We start from the raw sequence: 24869 nt of genomic DNA on the forward strand, positions 1-24869 counted from the left end.
GAGACATTTCACTACACTTCGACGATGTTCTGCCGACCGTGAATTCGGGTGTGCATTCACGGTGTGTCCGAATCCCGTCGCAGGTCGCGCGAAATACCATTCCGTTCACATCGATTAGCGTCAGTAACGGCGTTCCCCCCGAGTTGTGAGGCGACAACCCGTCCCATAGGCTCTTGTCATCCGCTCGGCGCGCATCGGTTTCACGCCGAGCGGCCGTTGCGATGACAGTGTCGGGAAATGGCCGTTCGCCCCGGTGACGCGTCGATGATGAGAATCACCACGCGACCGGCGGCAACGGATCGGCGTGACAAGAGGACGGCACATGGTGAGTGGTGAGGCAAGGCGTTGAATTCGACGACGCCCGTGTTTCGATCTCGCGGCCGACGCATGCCTTTTTCATGCACGTCGGGGTGTGGCATGGCATTTCTGGGACCGGGGGGATCAGACGGTCGGCCCGGCCCGTGAGCCCCGTTCTCCCCGGCCGCACGCGTAAAGGCCGGGTCGTCCAATGAGCGATTCGTCCAAGCGCGAGTTCGTGGTCCCGTCGGGTCCCTCCGACCCCGACGCCCCGCGTCGTTTCACCCTCAGCGCGGCCCAGCGATCGCTGTGGTTCACCCAGCAGGCGGCGCTCGATGTGCCGATCAACGTCGCCCAGTACGTCGAGATCGACGGTCCCATCGACGCCGAGCTCTTCGTGCGGGCGACCAGCACGGTGGTGCAGCGCGCGCAGTTCACCCAGCTCCGGTTCGTCGACACCGAGGACGGGCTGGTCGGCGTGTACGACCCCGCCCTGCACTACTGGGCCGACATCATCGATCTCCGTGACCGGCCGGACCCGCGCGCCGTCGCCGAGGAGATGATGGCGCAGGACTATTCGCGACCCCTCGACCCCCGGGTGGACCGGACCGCACGCGGGTGCCTGTTCCGGCTGTCCGACGACAAGGCGCTGGTCTACAACCGCGGTCATCACCTGCTCTCGGACGGGATGGGCGGCAAGGACCGGATGGTCGAGGCCCTCGCGGCCTATCACGCGGCGGTCACCGGCGAGCCCGCGCCGCCCCAGAAGCCGGTCGACCTGGACCTTCCGGCCCGCGCCGACGCCGAGTATCGCCAGTCGAAGCGCTTCGCCACCGACCGCGCGTACTGGCGGGAGAACATGGCGGGCGTGGGGATCGCCGCGACCCTGGCGCACCGCCCGGGGCGTCCCGCAGCCGTTGCCAGACGCGTCGCCGCCGCGGTGCCCGCCGACACGATGGCGCGGTTACGTGCTGCCGCACAACGCGGTTCGACGATCCTGCCCAACGTTCTCGTCGCCGCCTTCGCGGCCTATCTGGGCCGCGCGGCCGCGCAGGGCGACGAGGTGATCTTCCAGTTCCCGGTCGCCGCGCGCACGACCGCGGCGCTGCGTGCCACCCCGCTCCCGGTCGCCAACATCGTGCCGCTGCGCACCGGGGTCACCGGATCGGGCAGCGTCGCCGACGCGCTCGCGTCCACCCAGGCGGCGCTCATGGGCGCGCTGCGGCACCAGCGCTACCGCGGCGAGGACATCTGGGCCGACCTCGCCGCCGACGAATCCTCCGGGGCGACACCGCGCACGGCGGCTCAGGAACGCTCCGGCCCGATGCTCAACCTGATGCTGTTCGACCGCGAATTCCCCTGCGGCGAAGCACGAGCCACGTTTCACATCCTGACCGTCGGCCCAGCCGACGACCTGACGATCAACATCTACCCGGTACCCGGCGAGGATCAGGATTCCTCGCTGATGATCGGCGTCGAGGCGAACCCCAACCGATACGACGACGCGGAGGTCGCCGAACACCACGGGCAGTTCCTGTCGATGCTAGACACGTTCGCCGATGCGCTCCTCCGGGCGCCGGACACCCGCGTCGACGACCTCCCGCTGCGTTTCTCCGACACCTCGGCCGGAGAGGCGCGTGAGCTGCCGGCGAACGAGGCGCCGGACGCGGGCACCGTCTGGACGGCCCTCACCGACGTCGCGCTGCGGCACCGGCGTGATCCCGCCGTCGAGATCTCTGGAACATCTTCGGACGCAACGCTGCTGACCTTCGAACAGCTGCACGCGCGGGCTCGCGATCTCGGCGCCCGGTTGCGCACGCTCGGAGCGCGACCCGGCTCGGCGGTCGGCGTCTTGGTCGGGTCGGACGCGGACCGGGTGCTGTCGTGGTGGGCCGTCGCGGCGACAGGGGCCGCCGTGATCCTGCTCGATCCCGCAGCACCGCACTCGGTGCCGCCGGATGTCCCTGGGGTGTCCGGCGTGCTGGTGATCGCCGACGACGATGCGGACGTGCCGGCCGGCGTCCGCGCGGAGGACGTGCACACGCTGGCCGGACTGACCGGGGTCGCGCCGTCGGCGGAGCCCGCGTCGCCCCGTCCGGAGGACACCGCCTGCTTCGTCGCCGGCGCCGAGGATGTGGTCGCACTCCCGCAGCGGGCCGTGGCCGCGCTCATCGTTGACGGCCTGTTCGCGCCGGAAGCATTCGGCCACAACGTATCCGACGCGGAACAAGGGCAGCTCGCGGTCACGGCGCCGAAGGCCTCCTGGGCGGCCCACCTCGAGATCGTCGCCGGTGCCGCCCACGGGTTGCGGCTCGTCGAGCCCGACGCCGCCGGCGTGACGCACCGGATCGTGCCCTCCGGGCTGCTCGTCGACGACCCGGGGCACGGCGCCGCGACGACGGTGCTGATCGTCGATGCCGGCGCCGCGCCGGCGCCGGCCGTCCGACACGCCGCCGGCCGCGATGTGCGGGCCGGCTACAGCCCTCGGGGCGTGCTGGGCCCCTACACCGCAGCGAACCGGATCCGTTCCGACCAGCCGATCGACCGGCCCCTCCCGAGCGGACACCCGCGCGACGGCGTCGGCATCGCGATCCTCGACCACCGTCTACGACCCCTGCCGCCCGGCATCACCGGCGACGTGTACGTCGTGGGAAGCGTTGTGCCACAGTACTTCGCCGAGGAAGGCTCGCGTACTTCGACGACGCTCGTCGCCTGTCCGTGGCATCCCGGCCGGCGCATGCTGGTCACCGGCGACCGCGGGCACCGCGAACCGGGGACGGGACTTCTCGTCGTCGATCACCGCGCCGGCGAGATCGTCGAGATCGACGGCATCCGAGTCGATCTCGCGCTGCTCGAACGTGCCGCCACAGAGGTCCCCGGTGTCGCGGCCGCGACCGCGACCGTACTCGGCGACAGCGACGGGCTCGGGCTCGGACTCGTGCCCGCCCGTTCCGCGTCGTCGGCGGCGACCGAACCGACTTATCCGCAACGGATTCGGGCGGCGGTTCGACGCCGGGTCAACGCGGAACTCCCGGCGGTGCTGTGGCTCCGCCGGGTCACGATCCTGGATGCGGTACCGCTCGACGGGTTCGGCGGCGTCGACCGGTCTGCCGCCGCCGGGCTGATCGCCGCGGCGCCCGAAACGCCCGCCGCTCGCCGCCGTCCGTCGACGCCGATCGAACGCGCCGTTGCCGACGCGGTGACGTCCGTCCTCGGCGTGCCCGACCCGTCCCTGGACGACGAACTGGTCCAGCTCGGCGCCACGTCACTGGGATTCATGCAACTGGCCACGCACCTCGGTGACACCTTGCAGGTCGTCGTCAGCGTGCGCGATCTCGGTGATGTCACGACCCTCGCCGAACTCGCCGCCGTCCTCGAGGCCTCCGCGCCGCGCCGCGCCGCGCCGGGTGATCCCGCGGGCACCGTCCGCTACCGGCCGACCCGCGCGCAGCAGGAGATCTGGCTGCTCAATCGCGCCGACCGGCAGGCGACCGTTTATCACCTGCCGGTGCATGTCGTTCTCGCCGAGGGTATCTCGGCCGAGGTCGTCCGCGCCGCACTCATCGACGTCGCGGCGCGGCACGAGGCGCTGCGGACCGTGTACCCCGACAACGGCGGGGAGCCGGTCGCGGTCGTCCGCGGAGTCGACGAGGCGAGTGTGGCCGCGCCGGTGACCGCGGCCACCCTCGACGCGACCGGCATCGACCTCGCCGTCGCGGCCCCCTTCGACCTGACGGTGGACCTGCCGTGGCGTGCGGTCGTCGACGAGACCTGCGAACGGACCGAGCTCGTACTCGTCGCCCACCACATCGCGATCGACGAGTGGTCGCTGCACACCGTCGTCGACGACTTCGCGCATGCACTGCGTGCTCGTCTCGACGGTGCGACTCCGGTGTGGACCGAGGACGCGGTGGCCTTCAGTGCCGCGCTGTCCGCACGGCCGGCCGCGGTGGATGCGGCGGCCGAGGTCTATTGGGCGAAGACATTGCGGGAGGCACCTTCTCGCATCGTGCTGCCGGAGCCGGCGCAACCGGTGCCGGCGGGACTCACCTCCGGTCCGGCGACCGTCCTGCGTCGTGACGTCGACCGTGGGGCCCGGGACCGTGCCGCTGCTCGTGCACGCGACTACGGGACGACGCTCAACACGATGCTGTGCGTGGCGCTCTCGGCCGTACTGGCCGAGTACTCGGATTCCGACGACTTCGTGTTGTCGGTGCCGGTCTCAGGACGATTCACCACCGAGGAACTACGCCCGGTCGGCATGTTCGTCGCGACGGTACCGGTGCGGATCACCGGGGTGCGGCGCCGCAGCGTTGCGGAGGTCCTCGCCCGCGTGGGCGCGGACCTGACGGCGGCGATCACCCACGCCGACGCGGCACCGACGGGGCTCGCCGATGTCATCTTCGCCTATCACGCCTCCCGGCCCGACGTCGCCGACCCGGCGGTGTTCGCCGAGGTCCAGACCTTGTCCGCCGGCCAGGCGCGAACCGCGTTGGAAGTAACCGTCTTCGACGAACCGGACGGGTTGTCGATAGCGCTGGCCGTCGCCGAACGCCGGGTCGACCCGATCGCTGCCGGCCACCTGCTCGACCGTTTCGTCGAGACGGTCGCCGCGCTCGGTGTCGCGACGCCCGACTCGGTCGTCGCGGGGTGCATCCCGGTTCCCGCCGCCAGGGCACTCTCCGACCGCAGCCGCCGGACCACTCCCGTCGACCCGATCGATGCCCTGCGACGCCGTGCGCAGGCGAAACCGGACGCCGCCGCCGTCATCGCCGACGACACGGCCCTGACCTATCGGGAACTGCTCGGTCGCGCCGAGGCCCTCGCGAACACGTTGCGGGAGAACGGGGTACAACCGGGAGACCGAGTCGCGCTGTCGCTGCCTCGGAGCGCCGAGGCCGTGATCGCGATCGTCGCGGTGCTCTTGGCCGACGCGGTGTACGTGCCCATCGAACCCGACGATCCGCCGTCGAGGACGGAGCTGATCGTCGATGCCACCGCTCCCGTCGCGGTCATCGAAGCCGGGCCGGCGGTGCGCGCCGTCGCGACGGGCGAACGTGCACAACCGGTTCCGGGTGGCGCCTACGTGATCCACACCTCCGGCTCCACCGGTGTCCCGAAAGCCGTGCTGGTGACCCGCGCGAATCTGGCGGCCATGCTCGGCGCCGCGCTGGACACGATCGCCGCGTCCGACGACGACGTGTGGAGCTGGGTCCACTCCTATGCGTTCGACTTCTCCGTCTGGGAGATCCTGGGACCGTTGGCCTCCGGTGGTGCCGTCGTCGTGCTGGAGCGCGCCACCGTGCTCGACCCGCGCTTGCTGGCGGCGGCGATCGACCGGTACGGGGTCACCATCTGCTCGCAGACCCCGACGGCGTTCGGCAACCTCATCGACCCGACGGTGGCCGCCGTCGCCCCGGACGCCGGATCAACCGCGTTGCGCGCCGTCGTCTTCGGTGGCGAGCCGTTGTCGCCGGGGCTGTTACGGGAGTGGTCGGCCGCGCATCCGGACGTCCGGCTGGTCAACATGTACGGCATCACCGAGACGACCGTGCACCTCACGGCGGTCGACGTCGACGTCGACGACGCCCGCAGCGACATCGGTGTCCCGCTGGACGGCGTCTCGGCGGCGATCCTGGGCCGCGACCTACGCCCGGTTCCGGTGGGCGCCATCGGCGAACTGTACGTGAGCGGCGACCAGGTCACGCTCGGCTATCACAACGCCCCGGCCACGACCGCCGCGCGGTTCGTCGCCGACCCGCGCGGCACCGGCCGCCGGATGTACCGCACCGGCGACCGCGTACGCGAGATCGCCGGCGGCCGCATGGTCTATCTCGGCCGCAGTGACGACCAGGTCCAGATCCGCGGGCACCGCATCGAACTCGGTGAGATCGCGTCGGTGCTGCGCGAGCACCCCGGCGTCGGTGACGCGCGCGTGCTCCTCGACCCGGGCAGCCGCCGCGGCGAGGAACGGCTGCTCGCATTCGTCACCGAGGACGGTCTCGCCGACTTCGATGTGCTGGACGCCCTGTCCGCGGAGCAGATCCTCGTGTCCTGCGCGACCAGGCTCCCGAGGCACATGATCCCGGCGCGACTCGCGATCGTCGACGGCTGGCCGATGACCCCGACCGGCAAACTCGACCGCCACCGGCTCACGGGGCTGCTGCCCGAGGTGCCGACGGGACCGACCCGAGCACTGACACCGGCCGAGCAGACCGTCGCCGACGCCATGCGCGCGGTGACCGGCACGGACGCCGTGCTCGCCGCGGACACCAACTTCTTCGCGTCCGGAGGAACGTCGCTGTCGGCAGCGCGACTCGCGGCCACGCTGACGGGCACCGGCGGCCATGTCTCCGTCGCCGATGTGTTCGCCCACCCGACGGTGGCCGCACTCGCCGCGCACATCGAGTCCGCGGCGAGTTCGGGACGCACGATCGCCGACGGCTCCCGGACCGGTCTCGCCGACTTCGCCGCCGCTGACGGGGTGGATCTGCCGCTCACCCCCGAGCAGATGGATCTGTGGCTCCGATGGCGCACCGAGCCGGACTTCACCGGGTATCTGATGCCGCTCGCCCTCCCGATCGACGCCGGCCCCGACGAGCTGCGCCGTGCCCTGCTCGAGATCGTGACGCGGCACGACGCGTTGTGCACCGTGTTCCCCTCGGGTCCCGACGGCCCGGTGCAGCGTCGCCGACCCGACTCCCATGTCGCGGGTGAACTGAGAGAGCAACTGGCGCAGACGGTCTCGGTCGCAGACATCGACTCGGTCGACGCCGCGCTGCGTGCGCTGCACACGCCGATCGACCTGGCCGCCGAACTGCCCTGGCGGGTACGGATCTGCGCGGTGGGCGAGCAGACCTGGCTTCTCGTCGTCGCGCACCACATCGCGGTCGACGGCGAGTCGTTCGGCATCCTGTCCGCAGAGCTGCGATCCGCCCTGTCCGGGACGCTCCCGGCGCCCGCCGATGTCGACTACCAGGAGTACTCGGCGTGGCGAGCCGGGTCGCTGGCCGCCCGGCGGACCGAGCTCGTCGCGCACTGGGTCTCGGCGTTCGATCGGGCCGTCGAACCACTGCGCCTGCCCGAACTGAACCCGGCGGCCCCGCATCCGTCCGCGCCGGAACGAGCGGTGGTGCACCGTGCGCACCGGTCGCTCGACCGCACCGAGACCGGAGCACTCGACGATCTGGCGGTGGCCAGACACAGCACTCCGTTCATCGTCGTGCACACCGCGCTCGCGGCGGTGCTGACAAGGCAGTCCGACGCCGAGGTGGTCACGATCGGCACCGCTCTGTCCGGGCGGATCGACCCGCGCCTGGTCTCCGTGCCGGGGCTGTTCGCCCGTGCCGTACCCCTGCACACCCCGATCGACGTCGACCTGCCGTTCGTCGATCTCCTGGCCTCGGTCACCGCGGTCGACCTCGGCGCGTTCGCGCACGCCGACCTCCCGCTCACCGAGATCACCGAGATCGCCGATCCCGGTCGGGTCAAGGCGGGCACCCCGCTGTTCGAGGTCTCCCTCGGCGCCGTCCCGGACGAGCTGGTGGCGGCGAGTCCGGCTGCGGCAGCGGACGTCCCGTCGGACGCGAGTCCCTTCGGGGGAGTGCCGCTGTTCGGTGTGGACGTGTCGATGTACCGCCGGGACGGTGCACTGCATCTGATGATGACGTGCACGGATGCGGTGGCGAGTGCCGCGAGACTGGACGCGTTGTGCGACCTCGTCGTCGAGACGATACGGCGCGGGGTGCGCGAACCGAACCGGACGGTCGCGGCGCTGCTCGCCCCGTCGGACCCGACGTCGGTCCCGGAAGCCGCGCCGGATAACCGGATTCGCGAGTTCGAGACGCTCGACGAGCTGCTGACCGGTGGGCTCGGCCACGATCCGGATGCGATCGCGGTCGTCGACCGACGCCATCCGGTGCCCGGGCCGGGTGTCTCGCTCACCAATTCCGATCTCGACCGGCTCGCGTCGTTCACGGCTCGCACGCTCATCGACGCGGGAATCGGTCCGGGGGACGTGGTGGTCGCCCTGCTGCCGCGCTCGGTCTTCGGCGTGCTCGCCACGGTCGCGGTCGCCCGCGCGGGCGCAGCGTTCGTGAACGTCGATCCGACCGACCCAGCGGGGCGCCGGCAGATGATCATCGAGCGGTGCCGACCGCGTGCCGTTGTCACCCTCGCGGCGACCGCGGAGTCCGTGACCGGCGGCATCCCGGTGCTCGCCCTCGACGAGTTGCTCGCCCGACATACCGATTCCGGTGCGAATGCGGCGGATTCGCTGCCGTTCGAAGCCGCCGAGCGGGTGCGGCCGCTGTCGGTGGACGACGTCGCCTACATCACCTTCACCTCGGGGACGACCGGACTGCCCAAGGGTGTCCAGGTGACCCATCGGGGCCTCACGGACTGGGCGCGCGACACCGTGGCCCGATTGCGGCTCGACTCGTCGGACGCGGTGTTGCACACGTATGCAACCGGATTCGACGCACACCTGATGGGGCTCGTGCCCCCGCGGGTCGCCGGCGCCACGATCGTCGTGTGCCCGCCCGATGTCATCGCCGCGGACGAGCTCGCCGAGTTCGTCGACGCCGAACGGGTCAGCGTCCTGCTGACCACCCCGTCGGTGCTCGCGACCCTGCGGCCCGACGAACTCCCCGGTGTTCGTCACGTGGCGGTCGGCGGTGAACCCCTCGGCGCCGGGCTGGTCCGGGAGTGGACGGCCGGCCACACGCTGAGCAACGAGTACGGCCCGACCGAGGCGACCGTGGCCGTGAGCAGCGCGCGGTACACGGCGACTCCGGGCGGGCCGGTTCACTTCGGCGCCGGGAGCGGAGCGAGCGGGCCGGTTCACATCGGCGCGCCGCTGGTGGGTGTGGGGATGTATGTGCTCGACCGTGCGCTGCGACCGGTGCCCGACCACACCGTCGGCGAACTGTACCTCTCCGGGAACTGCCTTGCCCGTGGGTATCTCGACGACCCGGCGACGACGGCCGGGGCGTTCGTCCCCGATCCGTTCAGCACCGACCCGTTCAGCGCCGGCGGGCGGATGTACCGGACCGGTGACCTCGTCCACCGTCGTCCCGACGGCACGTTCGTGATCCACGGTCGCACCGACGATCAGGTGAAGATCCGCGGCGTGCGGCTGGAGCCGGGTGAGGTCGATGCGGCGCTGTCGGGGCTGCCCGGCGTGGCGACCTCGGTGACCGCGACGAGGACCACCCCGGCGGGCGAGAAGATCCTCGTGTCGTGGGTCGTGGTCGACGGAGACGATGCGGAAGTGGCCGACCTGCCTCGTCAGCTCGCGCACCTGTTGCCGCGCAGCATGATCCCGAGTGCGATCGTCGGTGTCCCGGCGTTGCCGTTCGGACGCAACGGGAAAATCGACGTGGCGGCGCTGCCCGATCCCGATTTCGCCGGTGCGGCAGCGGGTTCGGGTGTCCGCCCCGGACGGCCGCCGTCGGGGGCCACCGAGGAACTGGTGACCGCGGTGTGGGCGGAGGTCCTCGACCGTCCCGTCCAGTCGCTGGACGCCGATTCCGATTTCTTCACCGAGGGCGGTACCTCGCTGTCGGCCACGCAGGTGACGTCGAGACTGACGGCGGCGACCGGTGCGGACATCGGGGTCCGCGAGATCTTCGAAGCACGCACGGTCGCGGGAGTCGCGCGACGTGTCGACGAACTGCTGGCCGGGCCGGGTGATACCGGCGCCGGAAGCGGAGTGGAGTCCGGCGCGGCACCCACCCGACTCCCGGTGCCGGAGTTCCTGCCGCTCGCATATCCGCAGCGCCGCATGTGGATTCACCATCAGTTCGATCCGCGTTCGACGGCCTACCATGTTCCGCTCGTGTTGCGGATGAGTGGCCGTGTCGACCTCGCCCGCCTGCGGAAGGCGGTCGACGAGGTGGTCGCGGCTCATGCCGTCCTCCGGACGGTCCACCCGGATTCGCCGTCGGGTCCACGGCAGCGCCGGATCGAGCATCGGAGTCCGGTGCTACGGCATCGCCTCGTCGACGCCGCGACGGGTCCCGAGGGTCTCCGTCGTGACATCGACGACTTCCTGCGCCGGCCGTTCGATCTGGAGTCCGAGACCGGGTTCCGGGCCGCGGTCTTCGAGCTCGACTCGGCGGAGGATCCGCACACCCATCTGGCGGTGGTCCTGCATCACGTCGCGATCGACGGGTGGTCGATCCGGGTGCTGCTCACGGACCTGCTCCGTGCCTACGACGGCCAGCGGCTCTCGGTCCCCGCCGACAAGGCGTTCACCTATGCCGACTTCACGCAGTGGCAGATCGCCCGCCTCGGCGACCCGTCCGATCCGCGCAGCAGATACGCACGGCAACTGCGTTTCTGGACGTCGACGCTCGCCGATGCCCCCGGCCCGCTCCGGTTGCCGGGAATCGCGGACACCGGCGGGCGGCCGCGCGACGCTGCCGCCGGGCGGTTGTCGGCGTCGATCGTCGGCACGGATTCACTGCACCAGACCGCGAAAGCGATGTCGGCGAGCGTCTTCCAGGTCGCACACGCCGCGCTCGCGACGGTGCTGGGCCGGTGGACCGGTGAGTGGGACCTGCTGATCGGCGTACCGGTGCACGGCCGGCACGCGCCGGAGTGGGAGTCGGTGGTTGGCATGTTCGTCAACACCGTCGCCCTGCGGACGCAACTGCATCCGGAGCTCCCGATCCGCGACGCCGTCGTGCGGGCTCGCGATGCCGCCCTGGCCGCCCAACCGCACAGCGAGGTCCCCTACGAGGACGTCGCCCGCACGGTCCGTCCCGACGGCCGGGAGGCCGGGGACCCGCTGATCTCGATACTGCTGGTCAACCAGGACGTCGTGCCCCAGTCCTCCGGCGAGATCGTGCTCGGCGGAGCGTCGGCGGGTGGCCCGGGTCCCGAGGCGGATTCCGTCGTCGCCACGCTGGTCCCGGAGTACACGGACACCGTCGACGCCAAGTTCGACGTCGAGGTCGTGCTCGCCGAACGCGACGACGAATTGCACATCACGGTGGTGCACTCCGCCGCCGTCCCGACCGTGGTCGCGCAGGCGCTTCTCGACGACTTCCGCAGATCGGTCGTCGCGGCGGCAACCGATGCCGATCAGCCGTTCCCGGAGGTCGACGGACCGGACGTCGACGTCATTGCGGCCGAACGGGTATCGGGCACCGCGGTGGCGCCGGCTGGTGCCGGGGCGTCGTCGCCTCCGGCGCCCTCGGCTCCGCTCGTCGCCGCGGTCACCGATGTGATGGCCGAGGTGCTGGAGGTCGCACCGGGATCGGTGGGGGACACCGACGACTTCTTCACGATGGGCGGGACCTCACTGTCGGCCACCAGGGTGACCTCCGCCCTGGGGCGCCGTCTGGGCGTCCGCGTGCCCACCCGGGTGCTCTTCGAGAACCCCACCCCGATCGCGCTCGCACGCGCGGTGACCGAACTCCCCGCGGAGGGGACGGACGCGGGAGGCGGTGCGCCGACCGGCACGTCGGAGGCCGACCTCGGCGACCTCCCACTCGCCCCCACGCAGCGCCGGATGTGGGTGGGCGCGCAGGTGCTCGGCGCGGTGCCGATCTACGCCGTGCCCGCGGTGGTACCCGTGCCACCCGGTACCGACGAGTCCGCGGTAGTCGGCGCGGTCGAGGCGCTCGTCGACCGCCATCCCGCGCTCCGTACCCGGTATCTCGCGACGCCAGACGGTCCCCGGCAGCGTGTCCTCGACGCCTGGCGCCCGGCCCTGCGGCGGGTGGGTGCGGCTGAGCTCACGACCCCCGCGGGGATCGGAATGCTCGGCGAGGCCTTCGATCTCGCCGGCGAGCCCCCGGTTCGGGTGTGGCTGGTCATCGGCGACGATGAGGTGACCCCGGCGGCGGTCGTGGTGGTCGCGCACCACATCGCGATGGACGGTGAATCCGCCGGCATCGTGCAGCGTGAGCTGGCGGCGCTGCTGGCGGGTCTCGACCTGGGCCCGGCGCCCACGGGTTTCGCGGTGGTCGCCCGCCGGCTGGCTGCCGATGAGGAGCGGTCCCGGGCCGTGCTGGTGGACTTCTGGCGGCGTGCGCTCGAGGGGCACAGCGGCGAGCTCGATCTCGCGCAGCGCCGTCCCGCCGTCCGGGACCTGCGGACCTCGACGACTGAGTATCTGCTGGAAGATGGGGTCGGCCAGGCGATTCCGGCAGCCGCGCGCCGGGCGTCGGCGAGCGAGTTCCACATCCTGCACGCGGCCCTGGTGCTGGCCCTCGCGGTGCAGTCGGGGGCCGATGACATCGCGCTGGCCACGCCCGCCTCGATGCGCCGCGACTCCGACACCGCCGGCACGGTCGGCATGCTCATCTCCACGGTCGTGTTGCGCACCCGGATTCGCCCCGGCATGACCGTCGGCGATCTGATCACGGCGGTCCGCGACGACGACCTGGCGGCGCTCGATCATGCCGCGATCGCCTTCGACGATGTGGTCGCCCTGATCGATCCGCCGCGCGTCCCCGGGCGGCATCCGCTGGTACAGGTGGCGTTCTCGATGGCCGATCCGGAGATGCCCGGGCCCGACCCGGCAGACACCGGCGCGCCGACGTGGATGTCGCCGCGCAGCGAGTTCGACATCCACGTCGAGGCGGTGCCCGACGCCGGCGGCTGGCGGTTGCGCGTCCACCACGGCCGGGAACTGTTCGACGAGGGCACGATCCGCGCCCTCGGCGAGCGAGTGGTCGCCGCGGTCGCCGCCGTCGTGGGGGAGCCGTCACGTCGCCTCGCGGCCATCGAGCCGCTGACCGGCGCCGAACGACGCTTCGTCGCCGACCGGGCGCGGGCATCCTCGACGACGGGGGCCGAACCGCTGCTGGCCGAGCTGTTCACGACGGCTGTCGCGGCGTACGGCGACCGTCCCGGCATCGCCGACGAGCACCGGTCCCTCACCTACCGCGAATTCGACGGGTGGGTTTCGGTGACCGCCCGCGCGATGCGACGTCGAGGGCTCGGTGCCGGTGACGCGGTGGCCGTCGTGGTGCCGCGGTCGATCGAGTCGGTCGTCGCCATCTGGGCGGTCAGCCGGATCGGCGCGGTGTGCGTACCGGTCGACGTCACCTACCCGACGGCCCGGATCGACCACGTGGTCGCCGGCGCGTCGGCGAGTGTGATCACGCCCGCCGACATCCCCGCCCAACCGACGGAACCGGTTGTGTCCGAACCCGTCACGCCGGTGTCGCGCGACGCGCTGGCCTACGTCATCACCACGTCGGGTACCACCGGGACCCCGAACATCGTCGGGGTCACCCATCGCGGTGTACACCGCGTGGCCTCGCTCGGCGACGTCGAACCAGACGACCGCGTCGGGATGGCCATCAGTCCGGGATTCGACGCCACGTTCCACGACATGCTGTTGCCACTCGCCGCCGGCGCGACCCTGGTGGTGGTCCCGGCCGGGATCACCGGCGGGGACGACCTCACCCGGTTCCTCGACCGCACCGGGGTCAGCGTCTTCACGGCGACGCCTTCGGTCGTCCGCACACTGCGACCGGCGGCGATCGGTGCGCTGCGCCTGGTGTACATCGGCGGCGAGGCACTCTCGGCCGATCTGGCCGCGATGTGGTCGGAGCACGCCCAGGTCCTCAACATCTACGGCCCCACCGAGACGACGGTGACCGTGTCCACCAGTGCGTTCCGGCGCGGCGAACCGATCCGGCTGGGGCATCCGCGACCGGGCATCGGCGCCGAGGTGCTCGACGCCCAGCTGCGCCACGTCCCGCCGGGTGTCGTCGGCGAGTTGTACATCGGCGGAACCGGGGTCGCCCGTGGCTATCTCGGTGATCCGGCGCTCACCGCTGCGACGTTCGTCGCCGGCGCCGACGGCGTGCGCCGCTACCGCACCGGGGACCTGATGCGGTGGGATCGCGACACCGGCGAGCTGGTCTACGTCGGCCGGGCGGACCGTCAGGTCAAGATCCGGGGTCAGCGAGTGGAACCCGCCGAGATCGACGCGGTGATCGTGCGGGCGGGCGCCGAGCGCTCGGTGACCGTCCTGCGGCCGGGTCCGGTCGGACCAGCGCTCGTGTCCTATGTGGTGGCACCGTCGGTGCCGGCCACCGAGCTCCGGGCCGCGTGCCGATCGTCGCTGCCGCGGCACATGGTGCCGAGCCGGATCGTCGTACTCGACGACCTGCCGCTCAGCGGCGCGGGCAAGATCGACGTACGCCGACTGCCCGAACCGGCCTGGTCGGAGTCCGTGCGCGAACCGGGAACCGCCACCGAGGCAGCGGTTCTCGACGCCTTCCGGGCCGTGCTGGGCGACGCGGCGGCCGGTCCGCACGCGGGCGCAGACGGTGCCGGGACACCCATCGGCATGGACGACGACTTCTTCGCCGCCGGTGGGCATTCGCTCGCCCTGCTGCAGTTGCGGGACGAACTGGCCCGCCGGACGGGCCGGGTCGTCGACGCGGCGGAACTCTTCGGTCATCGCACCCCGGCCGAGATCGCCCGGCTGCTCGACGACCCGGAAGGCGGCGTTAGCGGCCGACGCGTCGTGCCGCTGTCGCCCGGCACCGGCCGACGACCCGAGGTCTGGTGTGTGCACACCGCGACCGGGATCGTCGAACCGTTCCGGGCGCTGGGCGAGTCCCTGCCGTCGGCGTCGGTGTTCGGCCTGCAACTGCCCGAACTCGTACTCGCCGAACGGGATCTGCCGACGACGATCGAGGGCATCGCGGCACTGCACGTCGAGGCCATCCGGGCGACCCAGCCGCAGGGACCGTACCGGGTCGTCGGCTGGTCCGTCGGCGGCATCGTCGCCCATGAGATCGCGCGCCGGCTCGTCGAACTCGGCGAAGAGGTCGCGCTGCTGGTGCTGCTCGACGCGCGGACGCCGGCCGAACTGGCCACTGTGGACGACGCGGAGCTGCGAGCCGCCGATCACCCCCTGCGTGCCCTGGCCGAGCAGCACGACCCCGACGCACTGCGGCGGTTCGAGGACCGGACGAGGGGCCTGGCCGCGGCGGCGCGCTCCTACGACCTGCGTCCGGTGGCCGCCGGTAAGGTGCTCTACGTTGCGGCGCAGGACAACCCGGACCCGGACGCCTGGAGGCGTGCGGTCGATCCGGACGGACGGGTCGTCGTCGACGTGCTGCACGCCGGCACGACGCACGCAGAGCTGGGGCAGCCGGACGTATTGGCGCGGGTGGCCCGCAGAATCGAGGAGGAATGGTGACCGGATCCGAAGCGGCGACGCCGCAGATGTCGATCCTGTTCGTGTGCACGGGCAACATCTGTCGTTCACCGATCGGCGAACGCGTGCTGACCGGCCTCGCCGGCCGGGCGGGTGTCCCCGTGACGTCGTCGAGCGCCGGGGTCGGAGCGCTCAACGGGCAGCCCATCCATCCGCACGCCTCCGCCGTCCTGGTCGAGAACGGTTACGACGCATCGGGGTTCGAGTCCCGGTATCTGCGTCCGCCGATGCTCACCGAGGCCGACCTCGTGCTGTGCATGAGCCGCGAACACCGTGCCGCCGCGCAGCAGATGGCCCCGGCACGCTGGAAGCGGGTCTTCACGCTGACCGAGTTCGCCGCGCTCTGCGACCTCGGCGCGCTGCCGGAGATCATCGCCGGGCGTGGACGCCTCGATCCGAACTCGGACCTGCTCGACATCGTCGACCCGATGGGCCGCCCGCGCGAGGACTTCGACCGGGTTTTCGCCGAGGTCGAACCGAAGGTCGAGGCGTTGGTCACGTGGCTGGCGGCGCCGGGAGCGAAGCGAGCGGGCCAATCGTCCGCCGAGCAGGCCTCCGCCACTCGACCGGGCCGGCACGCGACGGGGGAGAGCCGATGATCCGGCGGCTGGCGGGTAACCGCGTCGTCCAGGTCGTCGCGGTGGTGCTGCTGCTCGTCGCCGCCGCGCTGATCTGGCTGGCGTACTCGGCATTCCAGGTCCGCGACGACCTGGAATCGGTGCGCGCGGATGCGAGCAGGGCCCGGGCGTTGATGCTCGACGGCGATCAGGCCGGCGCCCGTCAGGCGGCCGAGGCGGCGTCGGTGCGGGCCGAGGACGCCCAGGACCGTGCGAACGGTTTCCTGTGGTCGGCGGCTGCGGCGGTGCCGGTCGTCGGATCGCCGCTGAAATCGGTGCAGCAGATGAGCGATGCCGTTGCGGCGCTGTCGGCCGACGTGCTGGTGCCGGCTGCCGACCTCGCCACCGTGCTCGACCCGAATCGCCTGCGCACCGGCAACACCGTGAACCTGGCACTGCTGCGGGATGCGCAGCCGGCGCTGAAGTCGGTCGCGGAGGAGTCGGCGGCGGTGGCCGCCCAGGTCTCGGCGATCGAACCGAGTTGGCTGGGCGTCGTGGCTGATGCCCGGGCTCAGCTCGCCGAGCAGGTCGAGGCTGCCGACTCGACGGTGCAGGCGACGAGCATCGCGGCCGAACTCGTCCCGTCGATGCTCGGCGCCGACGGTCCGCGCAACTACTTCATGGCGTTCCAGACACCGTCCGAGGCTCGTGGAACCGGCGGCCTCGTCGGTGGTTTCGCGGTACTGAACGCGACCGGGGGCCGGGTGACCATCCCCGAGCTCGGTGCGAATTCGGAGTTCCGCGACCCGGCCACCCCGCAGATCAACCTCGGCCCCGAGTACGACGCGATCTACTCCTACTACCGCCCCTACACCGACTTCCGGAACGGCAACCTCAGCGCCCACTTCCCCGACGCCGCGCAGATCTGGCTGGCGAACTGGCGCGCCCAGACCGGCCGCCAGCTCGACGGGGCGATCGCGCTGGATCCGATCGCGCTGAAGTATGTCCTCGAGGTCGTCGGCCCGGTGTCGGTGGGACGGGAGAAGATCACCGCCGACAACGTCGTCCCGATCACGCTGTCGACGGCGTATCAGCGCTTCGCCGACGACAACGCCGCGCGAAAGGACTACTTGCAGGCCATCTCCCAGGCCGTTGTGAACAAACTCGTCACCTCCGGCGGAAGCACGCGGGATCTGCTCGAGGCGCTCGGCCGTGGCGTGCACGAGCGGCGGATCATGGTGTACAGCACCGATGCCGAGGATCAGAAGATCCTCGAGTCGACGAAGCTGGGTCACCAGATCTCCGACACGTCGTCGCCCTATCTGCAGGTGGCCATCGGCAATGCGTCCGGAACGAAGCTGGACTATTTCCTGCGGCGCGAGATCAGCTACACCTCAGGCGGGTGCGAGGGTGACACCAGGGAGTCGACGATCACGGTGAAGCTCACCAACACCCTCGACACCACGGACACCACCGACTACGTCGCCGGCAACCTCGGGACCGAACTGTCGGTGAAGAAGGGAACCAACCTCGCCAACGTCGAGTTCCTGGCGACGAAGGGCGCGGTCCTCAAGGAGATGACCCTCGGCGAGGGCGGGGCCTTCTACGTCGAGCAGGCCCTGCACGGTCGGCCGTACTACTCGACCCGCGTGGGCATCGCACCGGGCGAGACCGCCACCATCGTGCTGAAGATCGACGAGCCGACCTCGGCACACGGGGACGCCGAGGTCCCGATCCAGCCGCTCGTCGACGACCCGACCGTCACCGTCGACGTCCCGGCGTGTGGGCCGGAGAACTGAGCACCCGGAGCTTGCGGAGGGCGCGGCCAGCCCCTGCTCCCTGAGGAAGCCGGCGCTTGCGGAGGGCGCGTCACCCCGCTCCCTAATCCGAAGAACCACAAAACCGCTGTTCTAGGGGGTGCAAGCGATGGCCCCTTCTGCTCCCTGAGGTGCGAGGAGCGTTAGCCGCCGGGCCGAGCGAGCGACGAAGGAGCGCGTCGAGGTCGACGAGCCTCGAAGGGTTGGCGACGCAACTCGCCAGGCCCCTTCGTGACGGCCTCCGCAAGCTCCGGCCTCCTCAGGGAGCAGTAGTGGGGCTCGCCCCGTGCACAACGGGTTTCTTCGTAGTCCCCGACGGGGCCCGTCCCCGGCCGACGATCTGACCGGGAACGGAGCCGACTGGGGCGTCACTGTGGAGTTGTCAAGGGACAGATGCGATCCCGGGCGATGGCCGGGTGCGAAAAGGTGCTGCGCGAAAGTGTGTGTCGGAGGGCCGGTCAGGCGGCGTCGTCGAGGCGCATGGTGCGTCGGTTGTATGCGGGTAGCGGTCGGCGTTGCGGATCGATCGACACGGGCGGTACGAGCCAGGGGTGGCGGTCGAAACCCATCACGATGTCCCAGCCGTGGTGGTGGACCTGTGTGTGGCAGCGCTGACACAGCAAACAGCCGTTGTCGAGGTCGGTGGGACCTCCGTCGGCCCACGGCCTGATGTGATGCACCTGCGTATGGGACGGCGGTGCACCACATTTGATGCAGCACGCGTCGCGGACGATGATCGCTTTGCGTAAGTGTGACGGATACAACCGACGGGTGTGACCCATCTGCAGCGGTACGCCCTCACTATCGAGGATGATCTCCGTGAGCGAGCCGTCGCACGACACCTGTTTCGCGGTGGCATGGCTGACCGATCCGGTCCACGGCAGCGTTGCGAGTTCTCCGGTCGCGGGGATGGTCAGCATCAATTGAGTGCGCGGGGAACCAACGGTATCGAGGGTAGCGCCGATCGCGGCTTGGTCGAGGATCAACTCGAAAGCGTCGGCACGGCGCTGCTCGGCGGTGCGACGATCTTCAGCGCCGTCGGGTTCGGACCGTGGACACGATCGTTCGTCGATCATGGCCTGGAACTTCTCGCCCACGATCTGGGTGAGGTCGGCCCGGATTTCGACGCGGCCGTCGTCGGTGGTGTGGGCGTTGACCGCGTTCAGCGATGGGTCGTCGGCGGCCGGTACACCGGTGTCGGAGGTGTCCGCCAGAGTATTGGCGATGGCTCGGCCATGCTTGAGCACTTCTGCCGGTGTTGCGCCGGAGAGTGCTTGCGCGATGAGTTCGAGTTCGTACCGGGAGCGCTCGTCATCGGAAAGGGCTTTGTGACAACGCTTCTCGATCTCGTTGATCCCCCGCACGATGGCATCGACGACCTCGCCGGACAGCCGCCCATCGGCGGCGTGATGCGCCACCACGGGCAGCGTCGGCAGCGCGTCGACACCCCGCATGGTGCGAAGAGCAGCGGCCGGCGCATGGCCGGACTCGATCAGCAGTTTCTTGGTGGTGCTGCCGGCCTTCTGCGCGACGCCGAGGTCGTCGAGTTGCGCTGCGTGAGCGACGATCTGATGATCTGCAAGGTTGCGGATCAGACGCCACGTGTCGAGGGCGTCGAATGTTGCTCTGCCCGTGGGGTCATCGGCGGGTGGGGTGGTCTCGATGAGTTGATCGAGGAGAGTGGCTAGCTCCGGCATGACTCCAAGGTACAGGAACATGCGTTCGATTTCGAGGAAATTCCACAAGCTGATAACCGTGAAATCAGCGGCTGTGCAGCATTTTTCGTCGACTGTGCATGATCTCCGGTGACCGTGCCCAAACGGTCCACAGTGGTGGACTCCAGTCACTCGCGTTTCGTATCTTGTCCCAGGATTGTAGAAATCGGTGGTTCCCGGGCTCGATGCGGCGGATTCCGAAGTCGTGAACTCGTTCGCGGACAAACGATTCGTCGGCGACAGCAGGCGCACTACGTCGGTGACCGCGCGCTGGCTGGCGGTATCGAGCCACGGTCATCGGGTGACGCGATCGGCGTATCGGCCATGGGTTGATGGCCGGCATGCAGGGCCGTTCGGCATGCGCCGCCCCGCTGGAGGGCTCCGCCTCCCTGATCCATCGCCACAGCGGCGCCCAACATTAAGGGTTTGCGCCTGAAAGTAATTGGCGGACTGTCTCGTTCATCTGATTCGAGCGAACAAGCACGCCATTGACATCGTCGGCGACGTTGGATTGCAGCCGCTGTCGACTCGGGACGGGCACCCACATAACAGAGCTCATCGAGAGACTCGCTCGACGGCATTCTTCCCGGCGCCTTCACCCGCCCATACCAGCTGTTCCGCATCGAACCCGACACCCACTACTCGGGCACGCTCTATTCCGAGGAGCTTCTGCCATACTCTGACAGGCCGCAACACCCGCTCCCTCGGGTCTCGATCTTCGCACCTCAAAACTAAAGTGAGACCGGGCATTGCATGCATTACGCGCGCGACATGGCACCCACGGATCACCGCGTCGGCTGGGGCCTCTCAACGGTTCGGTTGGCGGTGACGTAGCGGTCCACGCGGTCGATCACTGCAGACGCGCGAATCCGGCCGTCCACCTACCCCGGGTCGAGGTCCGAGGCAGGTGCGTTCGGAAGTGGCCGGCCAGCGTACGCGGCTCAGTAGTAGTACGGGTAATCGTCCCAGCGCGGGTCGCGTTTCTCGAGGAACGCGTCACGTCCTTCGACGGCTTCGTCGGTCATGTACGCCAGGCGGGTCGCCTCACCGGCGAACACCTGCTGACCCATGAGGCCGTCGTCGGTGAGGTTGAACGCGAACTTCAGCATGCGCTGGGCCGTCGGCGACTTGCTGTTGATCCGGCGCGCCCAGTCGATGGCGGTGGCCTCCAGCTCGGCGTGCGGGGCGACGCGGTTGACCGCGCCCATCCGGTGCATGGTCTCGGCGTCGTAGGCCTCCCCGAGGAAGAAGATCTCGCGCGCGAACTTCTGCCCGACCTGCTTGGCGAGGTAGGCGCTCCCGTACCCGGCGTCGAAGGAACCCACATCGGCGTCGGTCTGCTTGAACCGGGCGTGCTCGGCCGAGGCGAGGGTCAGGTCGCACACGACGTGCAGCGAATGCCCGCCGCCGGCCGCCCAGCCGTTGACGACCGCGATCACGACCTTGGGCATCGTCCGGATCAGGCGCTGGACCTCCAGGATGTGCAGCCGCCCGCCCTCGGCCTTCACCCGCGCCGCGTCGACCGTCTCGGCGCCGGCCGCCGCGACGTCGTCGTCGTGTGTCGTGGCGTACTGATAACCGCTACGCCCGCGGATGCGCTGATCGCCGCCGCTGCAGAACGCCCACCCGCCGTCCTTGGGGCTCGGGCCGTTGCCGGTCAGCAGGATCGTGCCGACGTCGGGCGACCGCCGCGCATGGTCGAGGACCCGGTACAGCTCGTCGACCGTGTGCGGGCGGAAGGCGTTGCGGACCTCGGGACGGTCGAATGCGACGCGCACGATCCCAAACTCGCGGCCCTCGCCGACGTGGCGGTGATAGGTGATGTCGGTCAGGTCGTCGAAGCCGGGCACCACCGCCCACGATGCCGGGTCGAAGGGTTGGCCGGAGGGTCCCTGGGTGTCGGGCGTCGCACTCATGGGGTCAGCCTATCGACGCGGCGACCGGGCGCTTCGCACGCCCGCAGCGGCGGATTGGTCGGAAGAGATCACGAAGTCGTGACGGGTTCGACGCGGATTGCATTCAACCATTGGATGCCGGCCGGTCTTCGGCTCGAACATCACCGAAATCTCAGTTTCGGATGCTTAGCTGTCCGTATGGCTGTATGGGGGTGGATTCTGATCCTCGGGGGCGCGTGGTGTGTCGTGTCCGCGGCGGTCGCGGTGATCGTCGGGAGGGCGGTCCGGATCCGGGACGAAAAGGAACGCGGTCCGCGTGGCGTGCCGGACTACATACCCGAGTCCACGCGCCGGCTGGCCCGGGGCGGGGTGTGTGTGGATCTCGCCGACCGTCGACGCACGGAGGGGAACACCGACACCGACTAGGGCGCGGCACCGCCGGCTCTTATACGGTTGGCCGGTGAGCGAAGCGAACGATCGCGCCGTCGAGACCGTCGACGAGGACCCGCACGAGGGTGGTTTCCGGGCCCATGCGGCCATCACCACCGACCGCGGCGGACCCCGCTACGGCGAGTTCAGTGAGCAGGTCCGCCTGCTGATGGACAACGCCCGCTACGCCTGTCCCGACGACGAGCTCGTCGACGAACTCATCGAGTCACTGAAGGCGCTCAACGACCGGCTCGCCGATTCCCGGATCGACGAGTGGCACTCACCGGCGGGGACCCGCATCGACCTCCCGTCGCGCGGCAACATCACCCTGCCGCCGTATGTGGTCACCGAGGTGAACGACAACGGGGTCGTCGCCGAACTGACGTTCCGCGATTTCCACCTCGGCGGGAACAACGCCGCGCACGGCGGTCATGTCGCGGTCGCCTTCGACGACGTGGGCGGCTTCGCGTCGGCGGTCGCGATCCAGCATGTCAGCCGGACCGCGTACCTGACCGTGCAATACCGGTCGATCACACCGCTGAACACGCCGCTGCGAATCCACGCCTGGGCGGACCGGATCGAGGGGCGCAAGGTCTTCATCAAGGGCACCCTGCACGACGGCGACCGCCTCTGTGCGGAGATGGACGCCCTGTTCATCAAGCTCAACCCCGGTCAGGCCTGACCAGCACTCGTCGGCGGGCGCACGGGCAGACGACGGCTCACCTCCACCGGCGCATCCGTGCGCGACAGGCGCAGCACGATGGTCGGCGCCTCGCCGGCGTCGAGGGGCCACGTCTCGAGCATCTCGCGGCGCAGGGCGGCCAGTTCGTCGCCGTGATTGCTCGACAGTGTTCGCGCGGTCGCGTCGTCCCCGGCGTAGAGGAACGTCGGTGTCATGGGGTGAACCGCGAAGCCGAGACGCTCGGCGGCCACCCACAGCTGCTGCGCGACGATCCCACCGCGGAGGTAATCGGCGGGGGTCGTGCCCTGCTGCACCAAGACCAGGATCGCCGACGACGACGCGGCCCGGGCGCCGGCATCGGCACCGAGTGCGGCACCGCCACCCCATTCGTCGAGCAACGCCATGACATCGGCACGCCGCAACACGTCGAGCATCCCCGCCATCGCCGGCGGTAGGTCGAGCGAGGCGACGTCGATGCCCTCGGCGGCGGCCGGATCGGTGGTGAGCTCGGCGAACATCTCCCGGTGCAGTTCGGGCGTCAGGAACCGGGCGCGATCCGATCGGGCGATGATCGAGGCATATCGGTCGATGTCCGCGCGGTCGTCGAGCGCCACCAACCGGGTCCGATCACTCGTGGCGGCATCGTGCAGTCGGACGAGATCGGAGGCCGACAGCGGTGATCCGTCCCCGACTCCACGTCGGGTGCCGCGGGCGAGCAATGCGTCGAGTTCGGTCTCCGCGTCCGCGGAGCGCGACCCGGTGTCGATGCCCTTGAGGCGTGCCCGGCCGGCCAGCGTGTCGGCCGCGTCGACGATCTCGATGTCGTCGAGCACCCCGCGCGCGACCGCCGCGACCTGCGCGTTGTACAGCGCGGCGCCGACCGCCACCGCGGATGCCCGGTGCTCGACGTCGAGGGTCGAGGTGCGGCTGCGGTCCAGGACAATGGTGACGGCGTCGTCATCGGCGATGATCTGCCAGGGCTGCTGGTTCCCGGCGGACGGCGCCCGGCTCGCGGCGTACACGACGAGTTCGCGATCGGTCATCGCCTCGACGGCGGGCTGCACCTGCGGACGGATCGGTTCGGCGTCGGCCGGTGGTTGTGCTGCGGATATGGAGGTATGGGTGTCGATCGGGTCCTCGAGGCCGTCAAGCCAGGCGTCCCGGTCGAATCGGACGCGACCGGACGGCAGGGACTTGCCTTGCACGAGGCGGCGGACGGCCGCGGCCACGGTGGCGCCGCCCAGGAGGACGTCGCCGCCGAGCTGCGGCCAGGCGGTGACCGTGTGCCCGAGCTCGATGGCTGACGCCGCCATCGGCGCGGTCACCTTCGTCGGCTCGAGTACCCGGACGGCGAGCGGGGTGAGCGACGCGCGGTCGAGTCCGACGAGATCTTCGATGCGCAGGTCGCCGGCCAGGCCGTGGAAAAGGGGCCGATCCGGTTCGAGGTCGAATCTCTCGACATCGAGGGTTCCACCGTCACTCGTCTCCATGAGAACCGGAATTCCTCGCTCGCGACATTTCTGGCGAACGAGGACCTTTACATCGAAGGAATCACATTCTTCGACGACGAGATCCAGGCCGTCGAGGAATTCATCGATGTTCTCGATTGTTATGCCGTCCACATGTACGACGGTGGTGAGATAGGGATCGATCTCTGAAATGCGTCGAGCGGCGACCACAGCCTTGTTGTCGTGAATATCCATAATGGTCGCCGGAATTCGATTCATATTCGTGAGTTCGAGTTCGTCGAAATCGGCGAGACGTAATTCGCCGGCGAGACCCTCGAGTGCGAGCGTGAGTGATATCGCGTGTCCCACACTCAAACCGACGACACCGATCCGGAGCTCGCCCGCAGCGGCTTGCTGTGACGCGGTCAGCTTGTGCCGGTTGCGGTCGAGCCGGAGGCGTCGGAACGTACGCGGTCCGGGGATCTTGACGAGGGCGTTACGCCAGGAAAAGTGCGCGTAACGAGGTGTCTCCTCTCGGAGCGCGGGCTCGGCGGGCGGGAGGAGTTCATCGAGTGCGCGGGCCGCGCCGGCCGTGAGGTCGGACACATCGAGGGAGGGTTCCGCGATCAGCGCGGCGGGTAGTTCGTCAGGTGAGTAGAGGGTGGCGGCGGCATCCGGCGGCGTGTGCATATGCCCATGGTGTCGCACGGGATTGCGCGACGCCAACCGTCAAAGCGACGGACGAGCAAAAAGAAGTGCGCTTGTAGGAGTGCATAAATGTGGCCTTGTGGCAGCATTACACGCGGGGTCGGGGGAGATCTCGTCCTTAAATT

The 24869-nt window shown here is 70.0% G+C and carries 8 protein-coding genes; 5 read left to right on the top strand and 3 right to left on the bottom strand.

From position 1 onward, the window contains the following. Nucleotides 1-508 precede the first annotated feature (508 nt). The 3 genes from B1818_RS13585 to B1818_RS13595 are packed head-to-tail and all read left to right on the top strand — an operon-like array spanning nucleotide 509 to nucleotide 17849. Nucleotides 509-15475 (top strand): non-ribosomal peptide synthetase, encoded by a 14967-nt coding sequence (locus tag B1818_RS13585; RefSeq protein WP_078113030.1) that lies wholly within the window; start codon nucleotides 509-511, stop codon nucleotides 15473-15475. After that, the gene (locus B1818_RS13590; RefSeq protein WP_231742510.1) at nucleotides 15469-16092 is read left to right on the top strand and encodes a low molecular weight phosphotyrosine protein phosphatase; all 624 of its coding nucleotides are present in this window, start codon (nucleotides 15469-15471) and stop codon (nucleotides 16090-16092) included. Before B1818_RS13585 ends, B1818_RS13590 begins: the two co-directional genes overlap by 7 nt. Beyond that, a complete protein-coding gene (locus tag B1818_RS13595; RefSeq protein ID WP_058252676.1) occupies nucleotides 16089-17849 on the top strand; it encodes a DUF4012 domain-containing protein in 1761 nt (586 codons plus the stop codon). Before B1818_RS13590 ends, B1818_RS13595 begins: the two co-directional genes overlap by 4 nt. Before the next feature lie 476 nt (nucleotides 17850-18325). Here B1818_RS13595 and B1818_RS13600 read toward each other — a convergent pair whose 3' ends face one another. Then, nucleotides 18326-19585, bottom strand: a complete 1260-nt coding sequence (locus B1818_RS13600; protein ID WP_078113031.1) for an HNH endonuclease signature motif containing protein — start codon at nucleotides 19583-19585, stop codon at nucleotides 18326-18328. 938 nt (nucleotides 19586-20523) lie between these two features. Continuing rightward, nucleotides 20524-21498: a 1,4-dihydroxy-2-naphthoyl-CoA synthase gene (locus tag B1818_RS13605; protein WP_058253346.1), complete on the bottom strand. Its 975-nt coding sequence runs from the start codon at nucleotides 21496-21498 to the stop codon at nucleotides 20524-20526. Nucleotides 21499-21675: 177 nt separating this feature from the next. Here B1818_RS13605 and B1818_RS13610 point away from each other — a divergent pair, with 177 nt between their 5' ends. Both B1818_RS13610 and B1818_RS13615 read left to right on the top strand, forming a co-directional pair. After that, nucleotides 21676-21903 (top strand): hypothetical protein, encoded by a 228-nt coding sequence (locus B1818_RS13610; protein ID WP_231742590.1) that lies wholly within the window; start codon nucleotides 21676-21678, stop codon nucleotides 21901-21903. 34 nt (nucleotides 21904-21937) lie between these two features. Then, nucleotides 21938-22588, top strand: a complete 651-nt coding sequence (locus tag B1818_RS13615; protein WP_058253345.1) for a PaaI family thioesterase — start codon at nucleotides 21938-21940, stop codon at nucleotides 22586-22588. Here B1818_RS13615 and B1818_RS13620 read toward each other — a convergent pair. After that, a complete protein-coding gene (locus B1818_RS13620; protein WP_078113032.1) occupies nucleotides 22579-24726 on the bottom strand; it encodes an Rv1355c family protein in 2148 nt (715 codons plus the stop codon). The two genes, B1818_RS13615 and B1818_RS13620, sit on opposite strands and share 10 nt — an antisense overlap. Nucleotides 24727-24869: the final 143 nt, after the last annotated feature.

Source organism: Gordonia sp. IITR100, from assembly GCF_002009645.1.
Lineage (GTDB): Bacteria > Actinomycetota > Actinomycetes > Mycobacteriales > Mycobacteriaceae > Gordonia > Gordonia hongkongensis.

Bases quoted from the DNA above. Each gene is read 5' to 3' on its own strand.
- B1818_RS13595 (WP_058252676.1), top strand. From the start codon at position 16,089: ATGATCCGGCGGCTGGCGGGTAACCGCGTCGTCCAGGTCGTCGCGGTG.
- B1818_RS13600 (WP_078113031.1), bottom strand. From the start codon at position 19,585: ATGTTCCTGTACCTTGGAGTCATGCCGGAGCTAGCCACTCTCCTCGAT.
- B1818_RS13590 (WP_231742510.1), top strand. From the start codon at position 15,469: ATGGTGACCGGATCCGAAGCGGCGACGCCGCAGATGTCGATCCTGTTC.
- B1818_RS13585 (WP_078113030.1), top strand. From the start codon at position 509: ATGAGCGATTCGTCCAAGCGCGAGTTCGTGGTCCCGTCGGGTCCCTCC.
- B1818_RS13605 (WP_058253346.1), bottom strand. From the start codon at position 21,498: ATGAGTGCGACGCCCGACACCCAGGGACCCTCCGGCCAACCCTTCGAC.
- B1818_RS13610 (WP_231742590.1), top strand. From the start codon at position 21,676: ATGGCTGTATGGGGGTGGATTCTGATCCTCGGGGGCGCGTGGTGTGTC.
- B1818_RS13620 (WP_078113032.1), bottom strand. From the start codon at position 24,726: ATGCACACGCCGCCGGATGCCGCCGCCACCCTCTACTCACCTGACGAA.